Source organism: Sulfurimonas sp. NWX79, assembly GCF_039667035.1.
GTDB classification, from domain to species: Bacteria; Campylobacterota; Campylobacteria; order Campylobacterales; family Sulfurimonadaceae; genus Sulfurimonas; species Sulfurimonas indica.
In genome coordinates this window covers 1-18,102 of record NZ_JALCZL010000018.1, presented here as the reverse complement: position 1 = coordinate 18,102, position 18,102 = coordinate 1, and the positions used below count along the sequence as shown (strand labels likewise).

General features: G+C 38.2%; 21 protein-coding genes. 2 read left to right on the top strand and 19 right to left on the bottom strand.

From position 1 onward, the window contains the following. The first annotated feature begins 66 nt into the window (after positions 1-66). Positions 67-465: a DUF255 domain-containing protein gene (locus tag MNY27_RS08040; protein WP_152183302.1), complete on the top strand. Its 399-nt coding sequence runs from the start codon at positions 67-69 to the stop codon at positions 463-465. On the opposite strand, the gene MNY27_RS08035 is transcribed toward MNY27_RS08040, so the two are convergent. The 12 genes from MNY27_RS08035 to MNY27_RS07980 all read right to left on the bottom strand — a co-directional run bounded on the left by MNY27_RS08035 (position 462) and on the right by MNY27_RS07980 (position 11,227). Next, the gene (locus MNY27_RS08035) at positions 462-791 is read right to left on the bottom strand and encodes a YraN family protein (RefSeq protein WP_346392083.1); all 330 of its coding nucleotides are present in this window, start codon (positions 789-791) and stop codon (positions 462-464) included. The two genes, MNY27_RS08040 and MNY27_RS08035, sit on opposite strands and share 4 nt — an antisense overlap. Beyond that, the gene (locus MNY27_RS08030) at positions 792-2,861 is read right to left on the bottom strand and encodes a molybdopterin-dependent oxidoreductase (protein ID WP_346392086.1); all 2,070 of its coding nucleotides are present in this window, start codon (positions 2,859-2,861) and stop codon (positions 792-794) included. Positions 2,862-3,024: 163 nt separating this feature from the next. After that, a complete protein-coding gene (locus MNY27_RS08025; protein ID WP_152183299.1) occupies positions 3,025-3,759 on the bottom strand; it encodes an SDR family NAD(P)-dependent oxidoreductase in 735 nt (244 codons plus the stop codon). Positions 3,760-3,766: 7 nt separating this feature from the next. Next, positions 3,767-5,029, bottom strand: a complete 1,263-nt coding sequence (locus tag MNY27_RS08020; protein WP_152183298.1) for a homoserine dehydrogenase — start codon at positions 5,027-5,029, stop codon at positions 3,767-3,769. Next, positions 5,029-6,261, bottom strand: a complete 1,233-nt coding sequence (locus tag MNY27_RS08015; protein WP_152183297.1) for an LL-diaminopimelate aminotransferase — start codon at positions 6,259-6,261, stop codon at positions 5,029-5,031. Before MNY27_RS08015 ends, MNY27_RS08020 begins: the two co-directional genes overlap by 1 nt. Positions 6,262-6,602: 341 nt before the next feature. Further along, positions 6,603-7,460, bottom strand: coding sequence for a hypothetical protein (locus tag MNY27_RS08010; protein ID WP_152183296.1), 858 nt, complete (start codon positions 7,458-7,460; stop codon positions 6,603-6,605). Then, positions 7,454-8,254 carry a hypothetical protein gene (locus MNY27_RS08005; RefSeq protein ID WP_152183295.1) on the bottom strand — a complete coding sequence of 267 codons (801 nt, stop codon included), beginning with the start codon at positions 8,252-8,254 and terminating at the stop codon, positions 7,454-7,456. The genes MNY27_RS08010 and MNY27_RS08005 overlap by 7 nt, the downstream gene beginning before the upstream one ends. Then, the gene (rlmB, locus tag MNY27_RS08000) at positions 8,247-8,930 is read right to left on the bottom strand and encodes a 23S rRNA (guanosine(2251)-2'-O)-methyltransferase RlmB (RefSeq protein ID WP_152183294.1); all 684 of its coding nucleotides are present in this window, start codon (positions 8,928-8,930) and stop codon (positions 8,247-8,249) included. Before rlmB ends, MNY27_RS08005 begins: the two co-directional genes overlap by 8 nt. A gap of 69 nt (positions 8,931-8,999) precedes the next feature. Continuing rightward, positions 9,000-9,815 carry a 16S rRNA (cytidine(1402)-2'-O)-methyltransferase gene (gene rsmI / locus MNY27_RS07995; protein WP_152183293.1) on the bottom strand — a complete coding sequence of 272 codons (816 nt, stop codon included), beginning with the start codon at positions 9,813-9,815 and terminating at the stop codon, positions 9,000-9,002. Positions 9,816-9,828: 13 nt separating this feature from the next. After that, the gene (rpmE, locus tag MNY27_RS07990; protein WP_152183292.1) at positions 9,829-10,029 is read right to left on the bottom strand and encodes a 50S ribosomal protein L31; all 201 of its coding nucleotides are present in this window, start codon (positions 10,027-10,029) and stop codon (positions 9,829-9,831) included. A gap of 111 nt (positions 10,030-10,140) precedes the next feature. Further along, positions 10,141-10,812 carry a 16S rRNA (uracil(1498)-N(3))-methyltransferase gene (locus tag MNY27_RS07985; protein WP_152183291.1) on the bottom strand — a complete coding sequence of 224 codons (672 nt, stop codon included), beginning with the start codon at positions 10,810-10,812 and terminating at the stop codon, positions 10,141-10,143. 1 nt (position 10,813) lies between these two features. Further along, positions 10,814-11,227 (bottom strand): hypothetical protein, encoded by a 414-nt coding sequence (locus tag MNY27_RS07980; RefSeq protein WP_346392082.1) that lies wholly within the window; start codon positions 11,225-11,227, stop codon positions 10,814-10,816. A gap of 49 nt (positions 11,228-11,276) precedes the next feature. On the opposite strand from MNY27_RS07980, the gene glp reads away from it, so the two are divergent. After that, positions 11,277-12,494 (top strand): gephyrin-like molybdotransferase Glp, encoded by a 1,218-nt coding sequence (glp, locus tag MNY27_RS07975; RefSeq protein WP_346392081.1) that lies wholly within the window; start codon positions 11,277-11,279, stop codon positions 12,492-12,494. An 8-nt stretch (positions 12,495-12,502) separates the two neighbouring features. Here glp and MNY27_RS07970 read toward each other — a convergent pair whose 3' ends face one another. The 7 genes from MNY27_RS07970 to MNY27_RS07940 all read right to left on the bottom strand — a co-directional run. Continuing rightward, positions 12,503-13,084, bottom strand: coding sequence for a 6-carboxytetrahydropterin synthase (locus MNY27_RS07970; RefSeq protein ID WP_346392080.1), 582 nt, complete (start codon positions 13,082-13,084; stop codon positions 12,503-12,505). Between the two features lie 2 nt (positions 13,085-13,086). Beyond that, entirely contained in the window at positions 13,087-13,845 is a 759-nt protein-coding gene (locus MNY27_RS07965; protein WP_152183287.1) for a 7-carboxy-7-deazaguanine synthase QueE, read from the bottom strand. Positions 13,846-13,854: 9 nt separating this feature from the next. Beyond that, entirely contained in the window at positions 13,855-14,820 is a 966-nt protein-coding gene (gene moaA / locus MNY27_RS07960) for a GTP 3',8-cyclase MoaA (RefSeq protein WP_152183286.1), read from the bottom strand. Positions 14,821-14,876: 56 nt separating this feature from the next. Next, complete coding sequence (locus MNY27_RS07955; protein WP_346392079.1) at positions 14,877-15,473, bottom strand: hypothetical protein; 597 nt, start codon at positions 15,471-15,473, stop codon at positions 14,877-14,879. A 48-nt stretch (positions 15,474-15,521) separates the two neighbouring features. Then, entirely contained in the window at positions 15,522-16,001 is a 480-nt protein-coding gene (locus MNY27_RS07950; protein WP_152183284.1) for an RDD family protein, read from the bottom strand. 91 nt (positions 16,002-16,092) lie between these two features. Beyond that, positions 16,093-17,061 carry a c-type cytochrome gene (locus tag MNY27_RS07945; protein WP_152183283.1) on the bottom strand — a complete coding sequence of 323 codons (969 nt, stop codon included), beginning with the start codon at positions 17,059-17,061 and terminating at the stop codon, positions 16,093-16,095. A gap of 10 nt (positions 17,062-17,071) precedes the next feature. After that, positions 17,072-18,102: cytochrome bc complex cytochrome b subunit (locus MNY27_RS07940; RefSeq protein ID WP_346392078.1), on the bottom strand; the 1,031-nt coding region annotated here is incomplete at its 5' end.

The following is an 18,102-nucleotide window of genomic DNA, read 5'->3' as shown; positions in this document are numbered from 1 at the left end:
CTATTAACAAATGGCAACACTTTTAAAAATAATCTCATCTTAAATCTACTGCATTATAATTACGCCATGAAAACACTACTGCTAAGCTTATTATTTATCACTTCACTTCTTTCTTATGAAACTGATTCTTGGATTCATAACTATAAGGCTGGAGTTAAACTTGCACAAAAAGAGCATAAAAATATTTACCTCTTTATCGGTGCCGATGCATGTAAGTTTTGTAAGATATTTAAAGAAAAAACACTTTCTCAAAAGAGTGTAATGGATAGACTTAAAAAAGATTATGTGGTCATTTATCTCTCACGTGACCAGCATGCTATTCCTGACAAGTTTGAAAAGTTTGGTGCACCACGTCACTACTTTTTAGACCAAAACGGCAAGATTTTATTTGCAACCTTTGGAGTACTGGAACCTGCAGGGTTTTTTACTATCTTGGATGAAGCAGATCTAAGCAAAGAGGACTAGAGCGTAATATTCTCTACTATCTCTATAGTTTGAGGCAGAACAACTACAGCATCAAAACTGTAGTCACCACTGTAGCCGTTTTTCTTCATATAGACATTTGCGGTTTTAATGAGCTTGGAGAGTTTTGAGGGAGTGATGTTTTGAATGGCAAGCTCATAACTTTCACCACTTTTTACCTCAACAAAATGAAGAACTTCATCTTTTGATGCAATGATATCAATCTCTCCAAAACGGGAGTAGACGTTTCTCTCAACTATCTCATAGCCATTTTCAAGCAGATAGGCACAAGCCTTATCTTCGGCTATATTGCCTTTTGCTCTGCTCATCTAGCAGTTAATTACTTCAACTTTTATGGTTTTAAAAGCAGCAGTAAGAATCAATTCATCCCTTGCATCACCAAACAGTGCATTGATACGACTTTTGGCATGATGAAAGGTTGCAAAGAGTGTCTTAGGACGCACTTTATTTGTAATCTTTACTCTAAGCGGATTTGTCTCTCCAAACTCACTTTTGAGTATCACTTTTTCACTCGTAAAGTCAGCAGCATCCTCTTCACATACAAGCAAGATATCTTCATCATATCTGTCATTGAGCTTGTCACTGCGCTTTGTTTGTGCTGCATTGTTGTAGTGTGCAAGTGTTCGTCCTGTTGTAAGATGGTAGCCCTGAAGATTTTTGTTTGTTATCTCCTCTATCATTCCACGCAGTTTGTACTGATGATACTTAAAGTATCCATAACCATCATCTGTTCTAAAGTCCAGTTGATGCAAAATTGGTGTATCTTCGGTATGAACCGGCCACTGCAGTCCACGTTTGCGATGCTTCTCAAGTCTGTGATAATCTGCTCCACTAAAACGGCGATACGCTACACGTTGCACCTCTTGCCAAACATCTTGTGAACTTTTATAGTTGGCATCACCTCCCATTTTATTATCTAAAATTTGGAGTACTTCCCAGTCATCCGGCAGATCTGATTTGACAAGTGGCTGAGAGAGATGCAGACGACGCATAGCATTGACATAGACACCTGTTTTTTCATATGCAGATTTTACACCCACAACAATATCCGCACGATTTGCTACATCTGTCATAAAAAGCTCTTGTACAAAAAGAAGCTCCAACTCTTCAAATGCGCGGTCGATTTTATTGAGATTTGGATGGATGTGCGTGAGATCTTCACCAATATTCAGTACTGCCTTGAGTCTGCCTTCAAGCATCTCATCGACAAGTTGTGGTGTCATAAGACCAACTTCTTTTGGCTCCTGATAATCAGGGTCATAATATGGAAGCATTCCCATATCACAAGTACCTTGAACATTGTTCTGACCACGAAGCGGCATAAGTCCCGCTCCTGCCTTACCGATGTTACCTGTCATAAGAGCAAGGTGTGTTATAGCCATTACAGCATAGGAGCCATCTAAATGCTCAGTAATGCCAAGTCCCCAGAAAATCATTGACTTCTTTAGAGCATACTCACGCGCTACTTTGCGTACAAGTTTTGAGAGGTATTCATAGCCCTCTATTTCATTAAAATAGTCCGGATTTGCATACGGGTCATTTAAGATCTTCTCTTTAAACTCTGCAAAACCTTTTGTTCTGTCCTCTATAAAACTCTCATCATAAAGCTCTTCATCGATGATGACATAAGCGAGCATATTGAGTATCAACAGATTTGCTTCATGCGGCATAATTGCTTTGTATTTTGCAAAACGGTGCAGTTTTATCTCACGTACATCAAAAACAGCCAAATTATCATGCTCACGTGCCACATCAAGGATTCTATTGGCAATGATTGGGTGTGCTTCTGTTGTATTGGAACCAATAACTATCATAAACTCGACATTGTAGATATCATTGTAAGGATTTGTTGCAGCACCTTCACCAATAGTTGCACGCATACCTTTAAGTGATGGAGAGTGACAAACACGCGCACAGTTGTCTACGTGAGGAGAGTTCAGTGTATGACGGGTAAATTTTTGGAAAAAGTAAGAAGATTCACAAGAAGTACGCGCTCCACCGATGGAAGCCACAGCCTTACGACCATAGTTCGTTTGAATCTCTCCCAGCTTCATCGCACAGGCAGTAGTTGCGGCATCTAAATCACACTCATACCATGTATCATCGAAATCAACCAAAGCAGAAGCAACAGCCTCTTTAATAGCAGGGTTTTTCTCTAAAAAGCTTTTACGAATTCGTGGAATTCTTAATCTGTCATCTGCATCTACAAAGTCAAAACCATACTTACCCTTGATACAGAGCTTCCCCTGTGAAACCACACCATCAGGATGCGCAAAAATCTTTTTGATTTTGTTCTCTTTTATATCAACATGTGCTGCTATATCACACCCAACACCACAGTAGGTACATACACTGTCTATCGTCTCTATATTTTCCATTTTTCCCGCTCTCCCTATAACTATCTTCATAGTCCAATAAGATTTTTTAACAATGTTTTATGAAGCTCGTGAGCAAGGGAGGATTTCAGCGAAAGTTTACTTCGCAATCGCCTCGGCTACTTTTATCTTTATAAAATATTGTTAAAAAATCTGCAGTCAATAATCAAGCAAGATAGTTTACAATTCTTTGCCTTAAGGCAGATGGAAGCCAACTCAAAATCCGAATGATTAAATAAAATCTAAGCGGAAAAGCATAAAGCTCTCTACCTCTATCTATCGCCTGTTTCATCCGTCTCACACCCTCATCTGTTTCAAGTAAAAAAGGCATGTTAAAATCATTTTTATCGGTAAGTTCACTCTTAATAAATCCAGGCAAAATTGTTACTACTTTGATACCGTACGAAGCATATTTATATCGAATACCTTCCGCATAAGCATTGAGTGCACGTTTTGATGAAGCATAAACCTTTGCACTTGGCATGGTAAACAGAGAGGAGAGAGAAGAGATAAAGATAACTTTGCCACTTTTTTGTGCTTGCATCTTTGGTAAAAGTACCTCTAAAACTGCGTGTTGCGAGAGGACATTAACATCATAGAGATTTTTAAACTCTGCTATCGTTGGCATCTCTGTATGGGAATGCCCTAAGGATATACCGGCATTAAGGATGACCATATCGAGAGCCTCTATCTCATGCAGCTTATTTTGCAGTAGTTCAAAATCTCTTACATCAACTACAATCAGTCTGATTTTTTTACATTTATCGAAAAGTTCATTTTTAAGTTGGAGGAGTTTCTCTTCTCTTCGTGCAAGAAGATAGAGTTCATTTTCTGACGAGGCATACTGGCGTGCAAACTCAGCCCCAAGACCGCTGCTCGCACCAGTAATTAAGATTTTCATCTCTTTTTTATACTATCCTGATCATCATAGGCTTAGTATGTACAAAATCAAGAGCTTCAAGCTCAGACATCATCGCCTGAATATCTTTTTCAACTGCTATATGTGTAGAGATAAGTAAATTTGCACGCTCATTTTCACTCGGACGCTGTAACATTGTCTCTATAGAGATATTGTGTGTCTCAAAGATTTTTGTCAGCTTTGCTAACACGCCTGTTTTGTCTGAAACATTGATACGCAGGTAATATTTGCTCTCAATATCTTCACTTGGTTTGAGTGTCAGCGTATTGCCTTCCATCGGACGGTTAAATCCAAGCATCGGTGTAGATTTTCCACTTCTTGCAATATCGATGATATTTGCCACTACAGCTGATGCTGTCGCATCGCCACCGGCACCCGGTCCATAGTAAAGTGTCTCACCGACTTTGTCACCAACAACGCTGATACCATTCATTACACCGTCAATCTTTGCAATCATCTCATCTTGCTTGATAAGACAGGCATGTACACGAAGCTCTACTTCATTCTTGTCTTTTTTCGCAATTCCTAAAAGTTTAATTGCATAACCAAATTCTTTTGCAAAAGCGATATCATCTTGGGTAACATTTTCAATACCCTCAATGAGGATATCTTCAGGTTTTGCATCAATCCCATACGCAATAGATGCTAAGATAAGCAATTTATGTGCAGTATCATAACCACCCACATCAAAAGTTGGATCAGCTTCTGCATATCCTAGATCTTGAGCTTCTTTGAGTATCACATCATATGCCACACCCTCATTTGTCATCTTCGTCATCATATAGTTACAAGTACCGTTCATGATACCCATGATTGATTCTATATGATTTGCAGAAAGACCATCACGCAATGCATTGATGATTGGAATACCGCCAGCCACCGAAGCTTCAAATTCAAATGCTATATCCTTGGCAATTTCCTGAAGCTCATATCTGTGGTATGCTAGAAGTGCTTTGTTCGCAGTAACAACTGCTTTACCAGATTCAAGCGCACGTTTTACAACTTCAAAAGGCTCCTCAACACCACCCATAAGCTCAACTACAATATCAATCTCTTTATCATTTAAGATATCATCAACATTATCTGTAAGCGTAATATCAAGCCCTCTATCTTTTGCAAGATTTTTGACAACACCGCTCTTGACCACTATATCACGACCAGCACGTGCTGAGATGACATCAGCATTCTCTTTTAAGATATTTACAACACTAGTCCCAACAGTTCCTACACCGATTATTCCAACTTTTATCATTACTTTTTGCTCTCTTGATTACAGCCGTCAAACTGTTTTAAAAACTCTTTTATATTTCTTGCTGCCTGACGGATACGGTTATCATTTTCTATTAATGCGATACGCACATACCCCTCACCATACTCACCAAAACCAATTCCCGGTGCCACAGCAACGCCGGCTTCTGTTAGGAGGCGCTTTGAAAACTCCAGTGAGCCCAAATGTGCCACACAGTCAGGAATCTTCGCCCAGCTAAACATTGTCGCTTCATTTTTCTCGATATGCCAACCTGCACGACCAAATGCCTCAATAAGGACCTCTTGACGGTGATTGTACTTCTCTGTGATATCACGTACACACTGCTGATCACCGTTAAGAGCAACTGTTGCAGCAACTTGGATAGGAGTAAACATTCCGTAATCAAGCCATGACTTAATCTTTTGTAGTGCACCGATGAGCTTTTTGTTTCCTACAAAGAAACCAACACGCCAACCTGCCATATTGTAGCTTTTTGAGAGTGTGAATGACTCAACTGCTACATCTTTTGCACCTTTTACCTGCATAATTGACGGTGTTTTATACCCATCAAAAGTGATATCACCATAAGCAATATCAGAGATGACATAAAAACGCTTCTCTTTTGCCATCGCAACAAGTCTCTCATAAAACTCAGGAGTTACCGTAGCTGTTGTCGGATTGTGTGGAAAGTTTACAAGTACATACTTTGGTTTTGGAGAGCTCTCTTTGAAAACCTTGTCTAAGTTTTCAAAAAATTTGTCTTCATCCAAACGATAGTGCTCATCAAACTCGATACCAAACTTGATAACATTCCCACCTGCCAAGATAAAAGAGTACTCATGAATTGGATAGGTCGGGTCTGGAACCACTGCCACATCACCAGGGTTTGTGATAGCATATGTTAAATGGGCATATCCCTCTTTAGAACCCATTGTAGCCACACACTCAGTTTCTGGATCAAGCTGACAGTCATAACGACGTTCATACCAGTCCGCAATCGCTTTGAGGAGTTTTGGAATACCTTTGGATGTAGAATATCCATGAGTTTTTGTTTTTTGGGCAGATTCGACAAGTTTGTCTCTTATGTGTTCTGGGGTTGGTCCATCAGGATTACCCATAGAAAAATCTATGACATCTTTACCAGCACGGCGTTCCGCCATTTTTATGTCATTTACCTCTGCAAAGACATACTTCGGAAGTCTCTCAACTCTATTAAATGTAAACTCATCAAACATATTTAGCCCTCTTAAGGGCACCTCTAAAAACCCTAACAATTCTCAGCATAAGAGAAAATTTCATAATCAAGGCAAAAGTTTAAAGCTCTAGCCGTAGCTAAAGCAATAACTTTTAACGCAGAGTATGGACTTTTCTCTTATGCCCGCAGGGAGGATAAAACAAAGCGAAGTTGCAAAGAATTTTTCATCACCGTAGCTTTAGCTATGGCTCAAAAAAAGTTCTTCACAACTTCATCTTTGTTTTATCCCTCTGGGAGTTGTTAGAGTTTTTAGAGGTGCCCTAAAATTATTGATGCTATTTTAGCGAAAAATATTTAGAATAAGATAACATTCTTGAGAAACTAGCGTCTTCCCTTTGGCATTAGCGTGAGTTCATCCCTTACATTTTTGAGTGTATAGAGGTCAGAGATTTTGATATATGTTGCATTTTTTGGAATGTTAAGTAGAATCTCTCTGTAGATTTTATCTCTTTTTATAATCTTTACAAGATGCAAAGAGCTGTCATAATAGGCAATATTAGGGTACCAACTGTTACGTCTTGAACTTTTGATTTTGAGTGTTCTTATCTTTGAGACATTGAGCCAATGTGCATAGAGTGAGCGTTTGAGTTTAATCTCTTCTTTATCATGCAGGGTCTTAACATTGAGCTTTGCATTGGAGATATCTATGATATATGTCCACTCTTTTGGGGCATTTCTTTCTATATCTATAATCTCACAGGAACTTTTATGAAGCTGATTTTGTAGTACCAGTGGATCCGTTGCATACTCTGAAGTAAGGTTTATACTCCATGTAAACTCTGAAGCATCAAGATTTGAAGCTGTTGTTACATAACGGTAGTATCCTATGCTTCTGAGTGTATCACTCATCAGTTTAACAAAAAAGAGTGGTGAACCGTTTGTTTTGAAATTGAGTTGAAACTCTTGTGGAGAGTTAAAAAAAAGCTTTAAAAGGCCATTTTCTTTTAAGGTTTGTACAACCTTTACCGCATCAACTCTGTCATTATAATAAAATGCACTTTGGGGATCAAAAATAGCATCGATAAAACCTTTGTTCTCTTCATAGGTTTTTTCATTCAAAAAGCTCTTGATTTTAACCGTCAGAGGATCTTCTTGAACACTTACATCCTCCAAAGGCTCTACATCCTGCGCAAAAGCAAAACTGTAGAGAAAAAGGAGAGAAAGTAAAAGTTTTACCATGTATTACCTCTGTTTAATCTTCTAAATTCATTGATGGAAATTTGTTTGATCTCACCATTTTCATAGTGCAGTCTCAAAGTATTTTTTTCATTATACTTTATCTCTTCTCCATTAATAATCACATCAATATAACCATGTCCAAAATAAAGCAACCACTCTTTTGTAGGGTCTAAATCCAACTCCCCCTCAAAAATCTTTTGGTACTTTTTATTTGTCGCGGCATCAATGTAACCAAGCCACACTTTTGTTCTTGCTATGATCTTCAAGCTCTGAGGAAGAGCTTTTTCTTCTTTTACGGGAGCAACTGTAGTCTTTTCATCATTTGTCAGTGAAGCATTTTCATCACTACTGTTATTATCACTTATGTTTGCATCTACAACAATGTTTTTCTTTGCATCTTCGATGATTTTATTCTCTTTGATGGCATTGTCCAGTGTATCGTTCGCTGATTGCATAGAAAAAGAGATGGCAATGATAAAAAGTATGATCGCTAAAATGATGTAAAGGATTGTAAGATTTTTTTTATTACTTGAAGATTTAAATATGGCATCATCCGTGATGGCTTCATCAGGTGCATTTTTTTCATCAAAATAGCCAACTCCACGAGAACGAACTGCACTTAAATCCTCTCCATACTCTCGCTCAAGTATAGAGATAAATCCGACAAACTGAATCTTGTTCAACCCGTCAAAACTCTCATAGAGTATAGCTTGTACATGTCCTATCGGGATATGTGTATCTTCATAAATCTTCTGTGCACCAATATCTTTTAATCTATCTAACGCTTCACTCATATCTCATCCTATCCATTAAAATAGCACCTGCTACACTTACATTCAACGAGTCAAAATCATGTGCCATCTTTATGCTTACAATGGTGTCTAGTTTTGAACTCACACGTGATGTAAGTCCCTCTCCCTCATTACCTAAAACCAACACTCTCTTTTTCACAATCTCTGCTTGGCGAATATCTATGCCTCCCATATCTGCACCATATGATCTAAAACCCGACATTTTTAAATCATTAAGTACATTATGAATATTATGCTCCAAAGCAAAAGGCATATCAAAAAGTGCACCCGTACTTGTTCGCAGTAGTGGCTCAAGATTGAGCTTTTTCACACCACATGCAACAATAGCATCAACACCCAAAGCATACGCACTTCGCACAATCGCACCGATATTTCCAACATCCGTTAAACCTGCTAATACAAGTACAAAATCTTTATCTAAAAAGCTTTTAAACTCATGCAGTGTATACTCTTCAACTTCTGCCAAAAAACCCTGATGGTTTGCATTTTTACTCATCTTCACAGCTGCTTCATTAGGTATGCGTTTTATAGGAAAACCCATTTTCATCAGACGTGAATACTCTTTTTTATCAAGTTCTTTCGCCAAATAAAGTGTTTTTATCTTTTGCGGATAATGATTGATAAGATAGTATATTGGTTGTTTGGCATAAATTAACATGTAGGTATTTTATCCAAAAAAAACGTCAAAATGTAAATCTTAGATAAATATTTTTATAAAAACTGATTTTTAATTTTCAAGTAAGCGTTGATAACAGGATTTTGTGTTTTCTCCTGTTATTTTTGATATAAGCTTTGCCTGCACTTTTTTAGGCAGATCAAGTGCCAAGATGTCCCTTTCACTGATTGCAGAACTTGCGTGAGACTCACCTGCTTGAATGACAACAACCCATTCACCTCTGAAGTTTCCATCAAGCTTTTGTAAAATCTCTTCTGCTGATCCATGAAGATATCTTTGATATTTTTTCGTCAGCTCTTTTGCTACAAAAAGTTCTCGACTTGCATCAACTTTACTTATCTCACGCAGAAGTTTTTCAAGGCGGTGTGGTGATTCATACAGAACTGTTGTATAACCATTTTGCATCGCTTCTTGCAACTGCTTTTCGCGTGAGCTGCCTTTATGGTCCAAAAAACCAAAAAAGAGCATCTGTGTCTCGCAAAATCCGCTTGCCACAAAAGCGGTAAGCACAGCATTTGCACCCGGAAGTACATCATACTCTACTTCGTTTTCTATACAGTAACGAATCAGTGTCTGACCAGGATCACTCACTCCCGGCATCCCTGCATCACTTACATAGACAATATTTTGCTCAAAAAAAGAGGGAGAGAGTTTTTCAACAAAAGCTGACTCATTATGCGAGTGCAGCGAGATAAATTCTTGATTTTCTTTAGGAGTAAAATCATAACGTTCTTGTAATATATGGAGAAGTTTTTTTGTAACGCGAGTATCTTCGCAAAGAAGTATATCAGCCTCACGCAGAAGCTCAATGGCTCTGAGTGAGATGTCGCCTATGTTTCCAATGGGAGTTGGAACTAGACTTAGCAAGAGAGTTTCTTGACTATTTTTTTCCGTAACGAGCTCTAAACTTCTCGATACGACCAGCAGTATCAACCATACGCTCTTCACCTGTGAAGAATGGGTGACACTCATTACAGATGTCGATTCTCATCTCTGGTTTTTGACTCTTTGTAACAAAGCTGTTACCACATGCACATGTAACTGTACAGTCTACTAATTCTGGGTGGATACCTTTTTTCATACTTTTACCTTTTGATACTCGTTTGTGTGCGAATATCGATATATTTTTTAATTCCGTATGGGTGCGGAATTTTATGGAGCGAATTATACCTAAATATTTTTTAAAATTAACCTAAAGTAAAATCTTTGATGCTACGGCAAGCGTTGCAGACTCTGAACGCAGTACCATTGGAGTATCAAGCCGAAAAACTTCCTGATTTTTCAAGAACTCTTTTTCACGTGGCGAAAAGCCACCTTCACAGCCGATAAGTACTGTTTGGAAATCACTCTCACACTCTAAGGTTTTCTCAGTGAAATCAAATACTTTTGTATCAGGATAGAGTTCTATAAAACTCTCTATATTTTTACAGCTATCAAACTCCATAAGCTCTGTTCGTCCACACTGCTGATTGGATGCCTCGATGATACGTTCATATCGTTTAAAGTCAGGTTTGAAGTTCTTTTGACTACGCTCACAGTAAATAAAAGTGATCTTTGCCACACCTATCTCATTGAGTGAAGCGAGTACCTTTTCAACGGATTTGTTATCGATAACACACCAGCCAATATGCAGACTTTTCTCTGCTTGGACCATAACAATTTCACAAGATTGCAATTCAAAAAGAGCCTCACGCGGTGCAATATCTTTCAGCTTATAACGAGAGAGCATTTGGAGATTTTCTTTATTGCGAAATGCAATCACATCTCCTACAGCGTGACGGCGTACTTTGATGAGATACTTAAAATCTTCTCCTTTGATGCGGAGCTGCTCCTTACCGGCATCTGCATGTAAGAGGTAGATCATCTTATACCAACCACATCCATAGACTCATTAGAAAAACCAGTACAAACTCTACTTGCAAAATCGTTCGCGCAAACGGCTTATAAGCATTAAACGCATGCTCTTTTTTTGTGCTGAGATATTTTAGAGCTTTGAGACGTTTTGCTTCTAAAACGATTAAAACGATACCAAGTAGTATCATCGCTATATTTTCTAGACTAAAGTCAAGATGCTTTGCCGCCATCATCACGATACCTGTAAAAAGCAGTGAACCAAGCACTGTTATCTCTAACGGCATCCAGTACAAAGAGTTGGCTCTTTTGTACTTTGCAAGATCTTTTGCACTGATCAATATAAAAAGATTTAAAAAAATCATACCTAAAACTGCTACCGCACTCCAAGAGTGTAGGTCTAAACCCATGTTATACATTTCATTCATAGCGAAATTATATTATAATATGTCAATTTAAAAAAGGGGTAGTCCCATTATGGCAGTTACAATTGAAAAAGCACTTGAACTAATCTATACAAATATAAAACCAAAATCTTTAAAAATCATCCCTATCGAAGAGGCTCTAGGATACATCTTGGCAGAAGATATCACAGCATCGCATAATCTTCCGCCTTATGACAATTCAGCGATGGATGGCTATGCAGTAAAGATAGAAGACAGTGGAAAGTGTGTCAAAGTAAAATGCACTATCTTTGCGGGAGACAACTTTGAAGGTGAGCTCTCTCATGGAGAAGCGATCAAAATAATGACAGGGGCCCGTATCCCTTTGGGAACGCAATGTATCGTTCCTGTTGAAGATACAAAAGAGTGCGAGGGTGGTATAAAGTTGCCCCACAATCTGACCATGTCCAAACATATCCGTTTTGCAGGAGAGGACATCAAAAAAGAACAAGCTCTTTTACACAAAGGACAAAAGCTTGATGCCCACCAGATTACACTTCTTGCTTCTCAGGGCATTAGTCATATAAAGGTACATAAAAAACCTCGTATTGCCCTTTTTGCTTCAGGAAATGAGCTGAAAATGCACTTTGAGCAAGTAACAGAGTATCAACTCTACAATACTAACACACCTACTCTGCTCTCTCGTGCCAAAGAACTTGGGTGTGAAGTCGAATTTATCGGTACAGCGCACGACACCTTAGAAGACATTCATGCACATATAAAGAGTGCACTTGATTGTGACATCATCATTACAAGTGGTGGGGTAAGTGTCGGTGATGCAGACTTTACAAAAGAAGCTTTTGGTACTTTTGGGTACGAGATACTCTTTGATAAGGTAGAGATAAAACCGGGAAAACCGACAACATTTGGAAAAATTGGTGATAAGGTCATTCTCAATCTTCCGGGAAATCCATTGGCAGCTGCACTGAACTTTGAACTTTTTGGCCGTGCTATCATCTACGCTATGAGTGGAGCACGTGAGAAATTCATCCAACCCATCACTGCAAAAATGAAAAATGACTATAAACTGCGTGCTGGCAGACGCTCTGTGACTCCAGGATATTTTGACGGAAAATTTTTTACCGTATGTGAGCAGTTCTCACCAGGAATGATATCACCTCTTGCTGAGGCAAACAGTTTCATAATTATCAGCGAATCATGTGGATTTATAGAAGAGGGAAGTGACGTAAAAGTTATCAGTACGAAGTTTAGTTTTACAAGTGATACTTTTAAAGATTTTGTCAGTTTTTAAGTGCCAACTTAAACTGAAGAGGAATTAAGAAAGCTCTCTTCTTGTAAAATTTTCTCCCAGAGTCTTGCATCTTTAAAATCTGTATGTATCTGCTTGGAGAAAGATATCTCATGCAGGTCAATATTACCCATCTCTTTAGAGTACGCATCATCTTTAAAACATTGTGCATATCCGGTATCTGTTTCATGCACTATTACAGAGTGGAGTTTTACTTCACGTTCTCCATTTACTTTTGATGTCAGAGAGAGAAGCTTATCTATCATTACAAATATCACACGAGAAAATTGTTCAGCTGAAGGAGAGACTGGTAACTCTACCCAACGTGCAGAGTGTTTTTTCATAGCTTCAAGGTACTCTTTATCATCTCCGCTCCAAAGCGCAATAGCATGATCAAAGCTCTCAACCAGATCTTTCATGTTTTGCTTCATAAGACCAAAATCGTAAACCATCTGCCCATTGTCTAAGAAATTTGATTCAAAAAGAAGCTCTACTTTGTAGGAGTGCCCATGTACGGAGCTGCGGCACTTTACAGTAGAACACCCCCGCACAACATGAGCGTTTTCAAATTTAAACAGTTTTCGTATTATCATGCTTACACTCCTTTATTTTCATCCCAGATTCTGATGTGAAGTCTGTCACTAAAGTTATACCCTTTTGCTTTACAAAACTCGATCAGAGGCTCTGTATTTGCTTCCACATCTGCTTTATTTCCACCAAGCGGCATACAATATACTTGGAGCTTTGGTGCATGCATAGTGATACTCTCTATCTCATCTTCTAAAGCCATATTAATGGAATCTCTGTCGATGGAGAATTTAAAAAAAGCCTCCTCTGCGTGAGATGCGATGTTAAAAATCACATCTCCACGCAGACGTTTTGCAAGAGGTTCATTCGAGTTTGAGAGTTTTACAGAGAGTGCAAAAACACAACTCTTATATACCGGATATTTCTCAAAATCAACATCCAAAGAGCCATTTGTCTCAAATGTTATGCGATGCCCCTTTGCTACCAAAGCCTCTAAAAACTTTACAAACACTGCATCATTTGCATAGATAAGCGGCTCACCACCAGTGAGGACTATATCGACTGCGTGAGGCAGTTCATACTGCTCTAAAACATTTAAGAGTTGTTGATGGTCTTTGATCGGTATCCATGTATTTGCAAAATGCTCTTTGTTCACTGCATAAACAGTATCACACCCTACAACCTCTACTCCATCAGGAGCTACTTCGCTGCATCCAAAGCCCTCACAGCGCATATTACAACCACCAAAACGGAAAAAGAGACTCGGGCTTCCTACAAACTTTCCCTCACCTTGAATAGAGTAGAAGTGTTCAACAAGATATATCATCTATCTCTATCATCCACCGGTTTCATAGAAAGCACGTTGGGAGACCTCATCATCATCTCCACCCCAACGATTCTTTTCAGGTTTATTTCTGACAACCTCTTTTAAAACCAAAGCTGCTGTTTTAATGTCACCTTTTTTGACAGACTCTGCGATACTCATCGCCTCATCAAAATACAAACACGGTATGAGATGTCCTTCAGCAGTAAGTCTGATACGGTTACACTCTTTACAAAAATCATCACCATACGGTTCAATAATTCCAAAGCGATACCCATCATCCATCTTATAATACCTTGATGGTGAAGCCTTCTCAAACCCTTCATCTACAAAGTTGTACTTTTGAGACAAAATCTCCAGGACCTCTTTTGCTGTTACTCTTGAAATACCGGCTTTTGCATAGGCATTTTCCATATACTCTATGAAACGAATCGTCATACCACGCTCTTTTGCATACTCCAAGACATCTACAATCTCATCGGCATTCATATTTTTCATAGGCACCATATTAACCTTGACCTTCAGACCGACTTGAAGTGCTTCATCAACACCATCAAGAACATTTGCCAAAACATCTTTTTGGGCTATCTTTTGTGCAATTTCCGGCTTCAATGTATCTATGCTTACATTTATACGTTTCAGTCCTGCATCTTTGAGTTTTTGTGCCACACCTTTAAGTAAAAAGGCATTCGTTGTCATCGCAAGGTCAATAGAAGGCTCATAATCGTAAATCATCTTAATGAATTTGTCTATATCCTCGCGCAAAAGCGGTTCTCCACCTGTAATGCGTATCTTACGGATACCCTCATCTATACAGACTTTGACAAACTCAAAAAGCTCTTCAAAAGAGAGTAAATTCTCTTTTGGAACCCAAGAAAAAGGTTTCTCAGGCATACAGTATTGACATCTAAAGTTACATCTCTCAGTTACTGAAATACGGAGATAATCAACAACTCTATCATAGCTGTCTATTAGCATCTATTTTCCTATCTTTTATATTAAATGTATTATAGCCTGCGTAGTTGAATTTAGCTTTACTCACCTTCAAGCGGATCATAATAAAAGGTTGTCTCACCCTCTTTGGGTTCATCTACAGACTTCTCATCAATAGACTCTTGTTCAGTTTTTTTCTGCGGAGTCTCTTTTTTCTCTATAGATTCTGTTGTATCTGCAGACTTCTCTACTTTAGCTTCTGTTTTTTCAGAATTTTCTTCATTTTCATCTACATACAACGGAGTACTTTGTACAGAACTGTCGATACTATCTTTTTTTACCTCTACAATTTCCATTTGCCCATCTTGTGCTTTTTGTACACGGAGATAATAATTTTTAGATCCCTCTAAATGCATATTTATAGCAGCACTCTCACGCCCATGAACTATCTCTATATGTGTGTCACCCGGCTTGATTCCAAATCGTGTTTTATATCCTGGCATCAACGAGATTTCCGTATCTTCATTATTGATATAGACGCGATACTTTGCATCACTTTTCATATCTTCATCAAGATAGATATAGACCACACCACCACGATAAAAGATACTCTCTTCCTCAAAACCGATTTCCATATTCGAACAAGCAACAAAGCTCATCGAAAAGAGTGCCATAAACAACAGATATAATTTTTTCATATAAAACTCCCTTTTTTATAGAGCCATTATACAGAAATATCAGAAATATTAAATGCTATGTTTGTTATCTACGTAGATTTCTACAGTAGAGCAGATAATGTCATGGAGTGCTTTTTTATCTTTTCTGTAAAAAGGTGTCAGTAGACCAAAAAGAATTGTTGCTGAAAATAAAAAAGCAATGAAACGCAACAATGCTCTAAAAAAGCCAATATTTTCATACGTAGTATCATCAACAACTTTTATCTCATACGCTTTTTTCCCTGGAGTCTGACCAAACTTAGCAAGTAAAAATGCATAAATGACCCCATATAATGTTACTCCTAAAAGTGGTGCCATCTGTGAAGATTGAAAGGCATCTTTGCCACCCATAACAACATAGGTAATCAGATACAAAATAGGTGCATATATCATAAACATATCAGTAATAAGTGCTTTTATTCTATCTGGATAGGATGCATATCTGACACTTATTTTTTCTTTTAATTTTTGGGAGTTTTTTTGTCGTTTTTTAATATCTCTAAATCTCATAGAGTGATTATATCGAAGCTATACTTTAAGAAGGGTAATAAAGGAGGGTGTCCCCATACCAAAGGTATGGAGACAAAAAGAGGAAGAAAGCTTAGTGAAGCTCTTTCCATACCTCTTTTTTCCAAAGGATTGCAAAGATTGCAAAGATGATGATATAGATCATTACATTTTTACCAATCTCTTCACGCATATGACGTTTAGAGTCACCAACATCTTCTAAATGTTCGATGATTTTCTCAGCACTTTCAGCACTTACACCAACACGTGGCATTGCAGTACCTTTTAGGTAGTTCTGAGGATTTTCAACAAATGTTTTGATGTAGTGCTCACCACGTGAACGGATGTACATACTTAAATCTGGTGGTAGTGTACCCATATATTTTGTAAGTGCATCTTGGTAATCAAGAACTTTTGTCTCAAATGCCAACGCATCTTGTTTTTTCTTAAATGTTGGCTTCTCACCAATTTGAGTCCAAGCTGGATGTGCTTCACCATCTTTTACATACGGATAGTGAATTGCATGACATCTACCACAAGCAGTCTCAAATGCCATTTTAGGAGTCAACTCTTCAGCTTTTGGAGCAATTGATTGTAAATATGCAACCATATCAGCAACTTCTTGGTCTAAATCTCCACCAGCACCATAGAATGATGTCATTGGATGCATTTGACCTTTGTTCGCATCAAACTTATGCTCAACCATTAAAGCATGTGCAGGATTTTTAATAAGTGCCGCTAAGAACTTAGGATCAAAAACAGCACCTGCATTTGATAAATCTGGTGGATTAACACCATAAGACTGCGCTGCAGTTACAGGGTCCATTGGAGCTGGCATACCTTCAACTTCGATACCGTGACAACCAGCACAAGCACCAGCACCCATTACTAAGTCTTTACCACGAGCAGCATCACCTTTTTTCGTGAGTGCAGGAAGATCTTTATATGCAAAACCTTCACTCTCTACATGCTTATGCATTTGAGAGTGTGCAAAAGGCTCAACTAAATAGTACGTTAAAAGAGTAAAAACAGTTACAACCGCTAATATAAATAATTCTTTCACTTTTTACTCCTTAAACTTTTTTTTCGAATTTAGTGATAAATGGAAGTGCTATCCATAGACCAATAAATGTAAGTGCTGCATAAAGACCGATAGTACTGAAGAGGCCTTCAGGTGGAACTTTACCCATAGCAGTCAGAATAATCATATCAATCAACATTGCCCAGAACCAGAATTTAAACAGACCACGGCGTGATGCAGGTACTGCATTTGGTGACTTGTCTAAGAACGGAAGTGCAAAGAAAATAACCTGTGCAAATGCAAATGCAATCAGACCAACATCAGTAGAGAACGGACGTAAGATCTCATAAGACCATAAGAAGTACCACTCAGGGTAGATATGTGCTGGTGTCTTGAGACCATTTGCAGGGTCAAAGTTAACCGGGTCCATTGCAAAATCATAATGATAGAAAACAAGATAGAAGAAGAAAATCAAGTAGATTCCAACAACCATCATATCTTTTGACATAAAGTCATTTACGAATGCAATAACTTTCGAGTTTGCTTTATCACCAGCTTTATATTTTGCAGCTTCTGCTTCAAAATCGATCTCTTCACCATCTTGGTTATTTACGTGTGGAATACGAAGTGCACCAAAGTGTAAACCGATGAGTCCTAAAATCGCTAAAGGAATAAGAAGTACGTGCAGCATAAAGAAACGGTTCAAGAATGCTTGAGCAGGAACATAATCCCCACGGATCCATTCAACTAAACCATCAGCATGTAAGCTACCACCAGCAAAAAGGTTTGTAATAACCATACCAGCCCAGTAAGACATTTGTCCCCATGGAAGCATATACCCAGAGAAAGCCTCAGCTGAGAATGCAACGAAAAGAAGCATACCTGAAATCCAGATCATCTCACGGCCCTTTTTATATGAACCATAGTAGATACCAGTAAACATGTGAATGTAAATAATCAAAAATACTACCGATGCAGCTACACCGTGAATATGTCTCCATAACCATCCATACCCAACTTCTTGCATGATTGTATAGTTTACACTGTCAAATGCTGTTGCAACATTTGGCTGATAATACATTA

Bases quoted from the DNA above. Each gene is read 5' to 3' on its own strand.
- MNY27_RS08040 (WP_152183302.1), top strand. From the start codon at position 67: ATGAAAACACTACTGCTAAGCTTATTATTTATCACTTCACTTCTTTCT.
- MNY27_RS08035 (WP_346392083.1), bottom strand. From the start codon at position 791: ATGAGCAGAGCAAAAGGCAATATAGCCGAAGATAAGGCTTGTGCCTAT.
- MNY27_RS08030 (WP_346392086.1), bottom strand. From the start codon at position 2,861: ATGGAAAATATAGAGACGATAGACAGTGTATGTACCTACTGTGGTGTT.
- MNY27_RS08025 (WP_152183299.1), bottom strand. From the start codon at position 3,759: ATGAAAATCTTAATTACTGGTGCGAGCAGCGGTCTTGGGGCTGAGTTT.
- MNY27_RS08020 (WP_152183298.1), bottom strand. From the start codon at position 5,029: ATGATAAAAGTTGGAATAATCGGTGTAGGAACTGTTGGGACTAGTGTT.
- MNY27_RS08015 (WP_152183297.1), bottom strand. From the start codon at position 6,261: ATGTTTGATGAGTTTACATTTAATAGAGTTGAGAGACTTCCGAAGTAT.
- MNY27_RS08010 (WP_152183296.1), bottom strand. From the start codon at position 7,460: ATGGTAAAACTTTTACTTTCTCTCCTTTTTCTCTACAGTTTTGCTTTT.
- MNY27_RS08005 (WP_152183295.1), bottom strand. From the start codon at position 8,254: ATGAGTGAAGCGTTAGATAGATTAAAAGATATTGGTGCACAGAAGATT.
- rlmB (WP_152183294.1), bottom strand. From the start codon at position 8,930: ATGTTAATTTATGCCAAACAACCAATATACTATCTTATCAATCATTAT.
- rpmE (WP_152183292.1), bottom strand. From the start codon at position 10,029: ATGAAAAAAGGTATCCACCCAGAATTAGTAGACTGTACAGTTACATGT.
- MNY27_RS07985 (WP_152183291.1), bottom strand. From the start codon at position 10,812: ATGATCTACCTCTTACATGCAGATGCCGGTAAGGAGCAGCTCCGCATC.
- MNY27_RS07980 (WP_346392082.1), bottom strand. From the start codon at position 11,227: ATGAATGAAATGTATAACATGGGTTTAGACCTACACTCTTGGAGTGCG.
- glp (WP_346392081.1), top strand. From the start codon at position 11,277: ATGGCAGTTACAATTGAAAAAGCACTTGAACTAATCTATACAAATATA.
- MNY27_RS07970 (WP_346392080.1), bottom strand. From the start codon at position 13,084: ATGATAATACGAAAACTGTTTAAATTTGAAAACGCTCATGTTGTGCGG.
- MNY27_RS07965 (WP_152183287.1), bottom strand. From the start codon at position 13,845: ATGATATATCTTGTTGAACACTTCTACTCTATTCAAGGTGAGGGAAAG.
- moaA (WP_152183286.1), bottom strand. From the start codon at position 14,820: ATGCTAATAGACAGCTATGATAGAGTTGTTGATTATCTCCGTATTTCA.
- MNY27_RS07955 (WP_346392079.1), bottom strand. From the start codon at position 15,473: ATGAAAAAATTATATCTGTTGTTTATGGCACTCTTTTCGATGAGCTTT.
- MNY27_RS07950 (WP_152183284.1), bottom strand. From the start codon at position 16,001: ATGAGATTTAGAGATATTAAAAAACGACAAAAAAACTCCCAAAAATTA.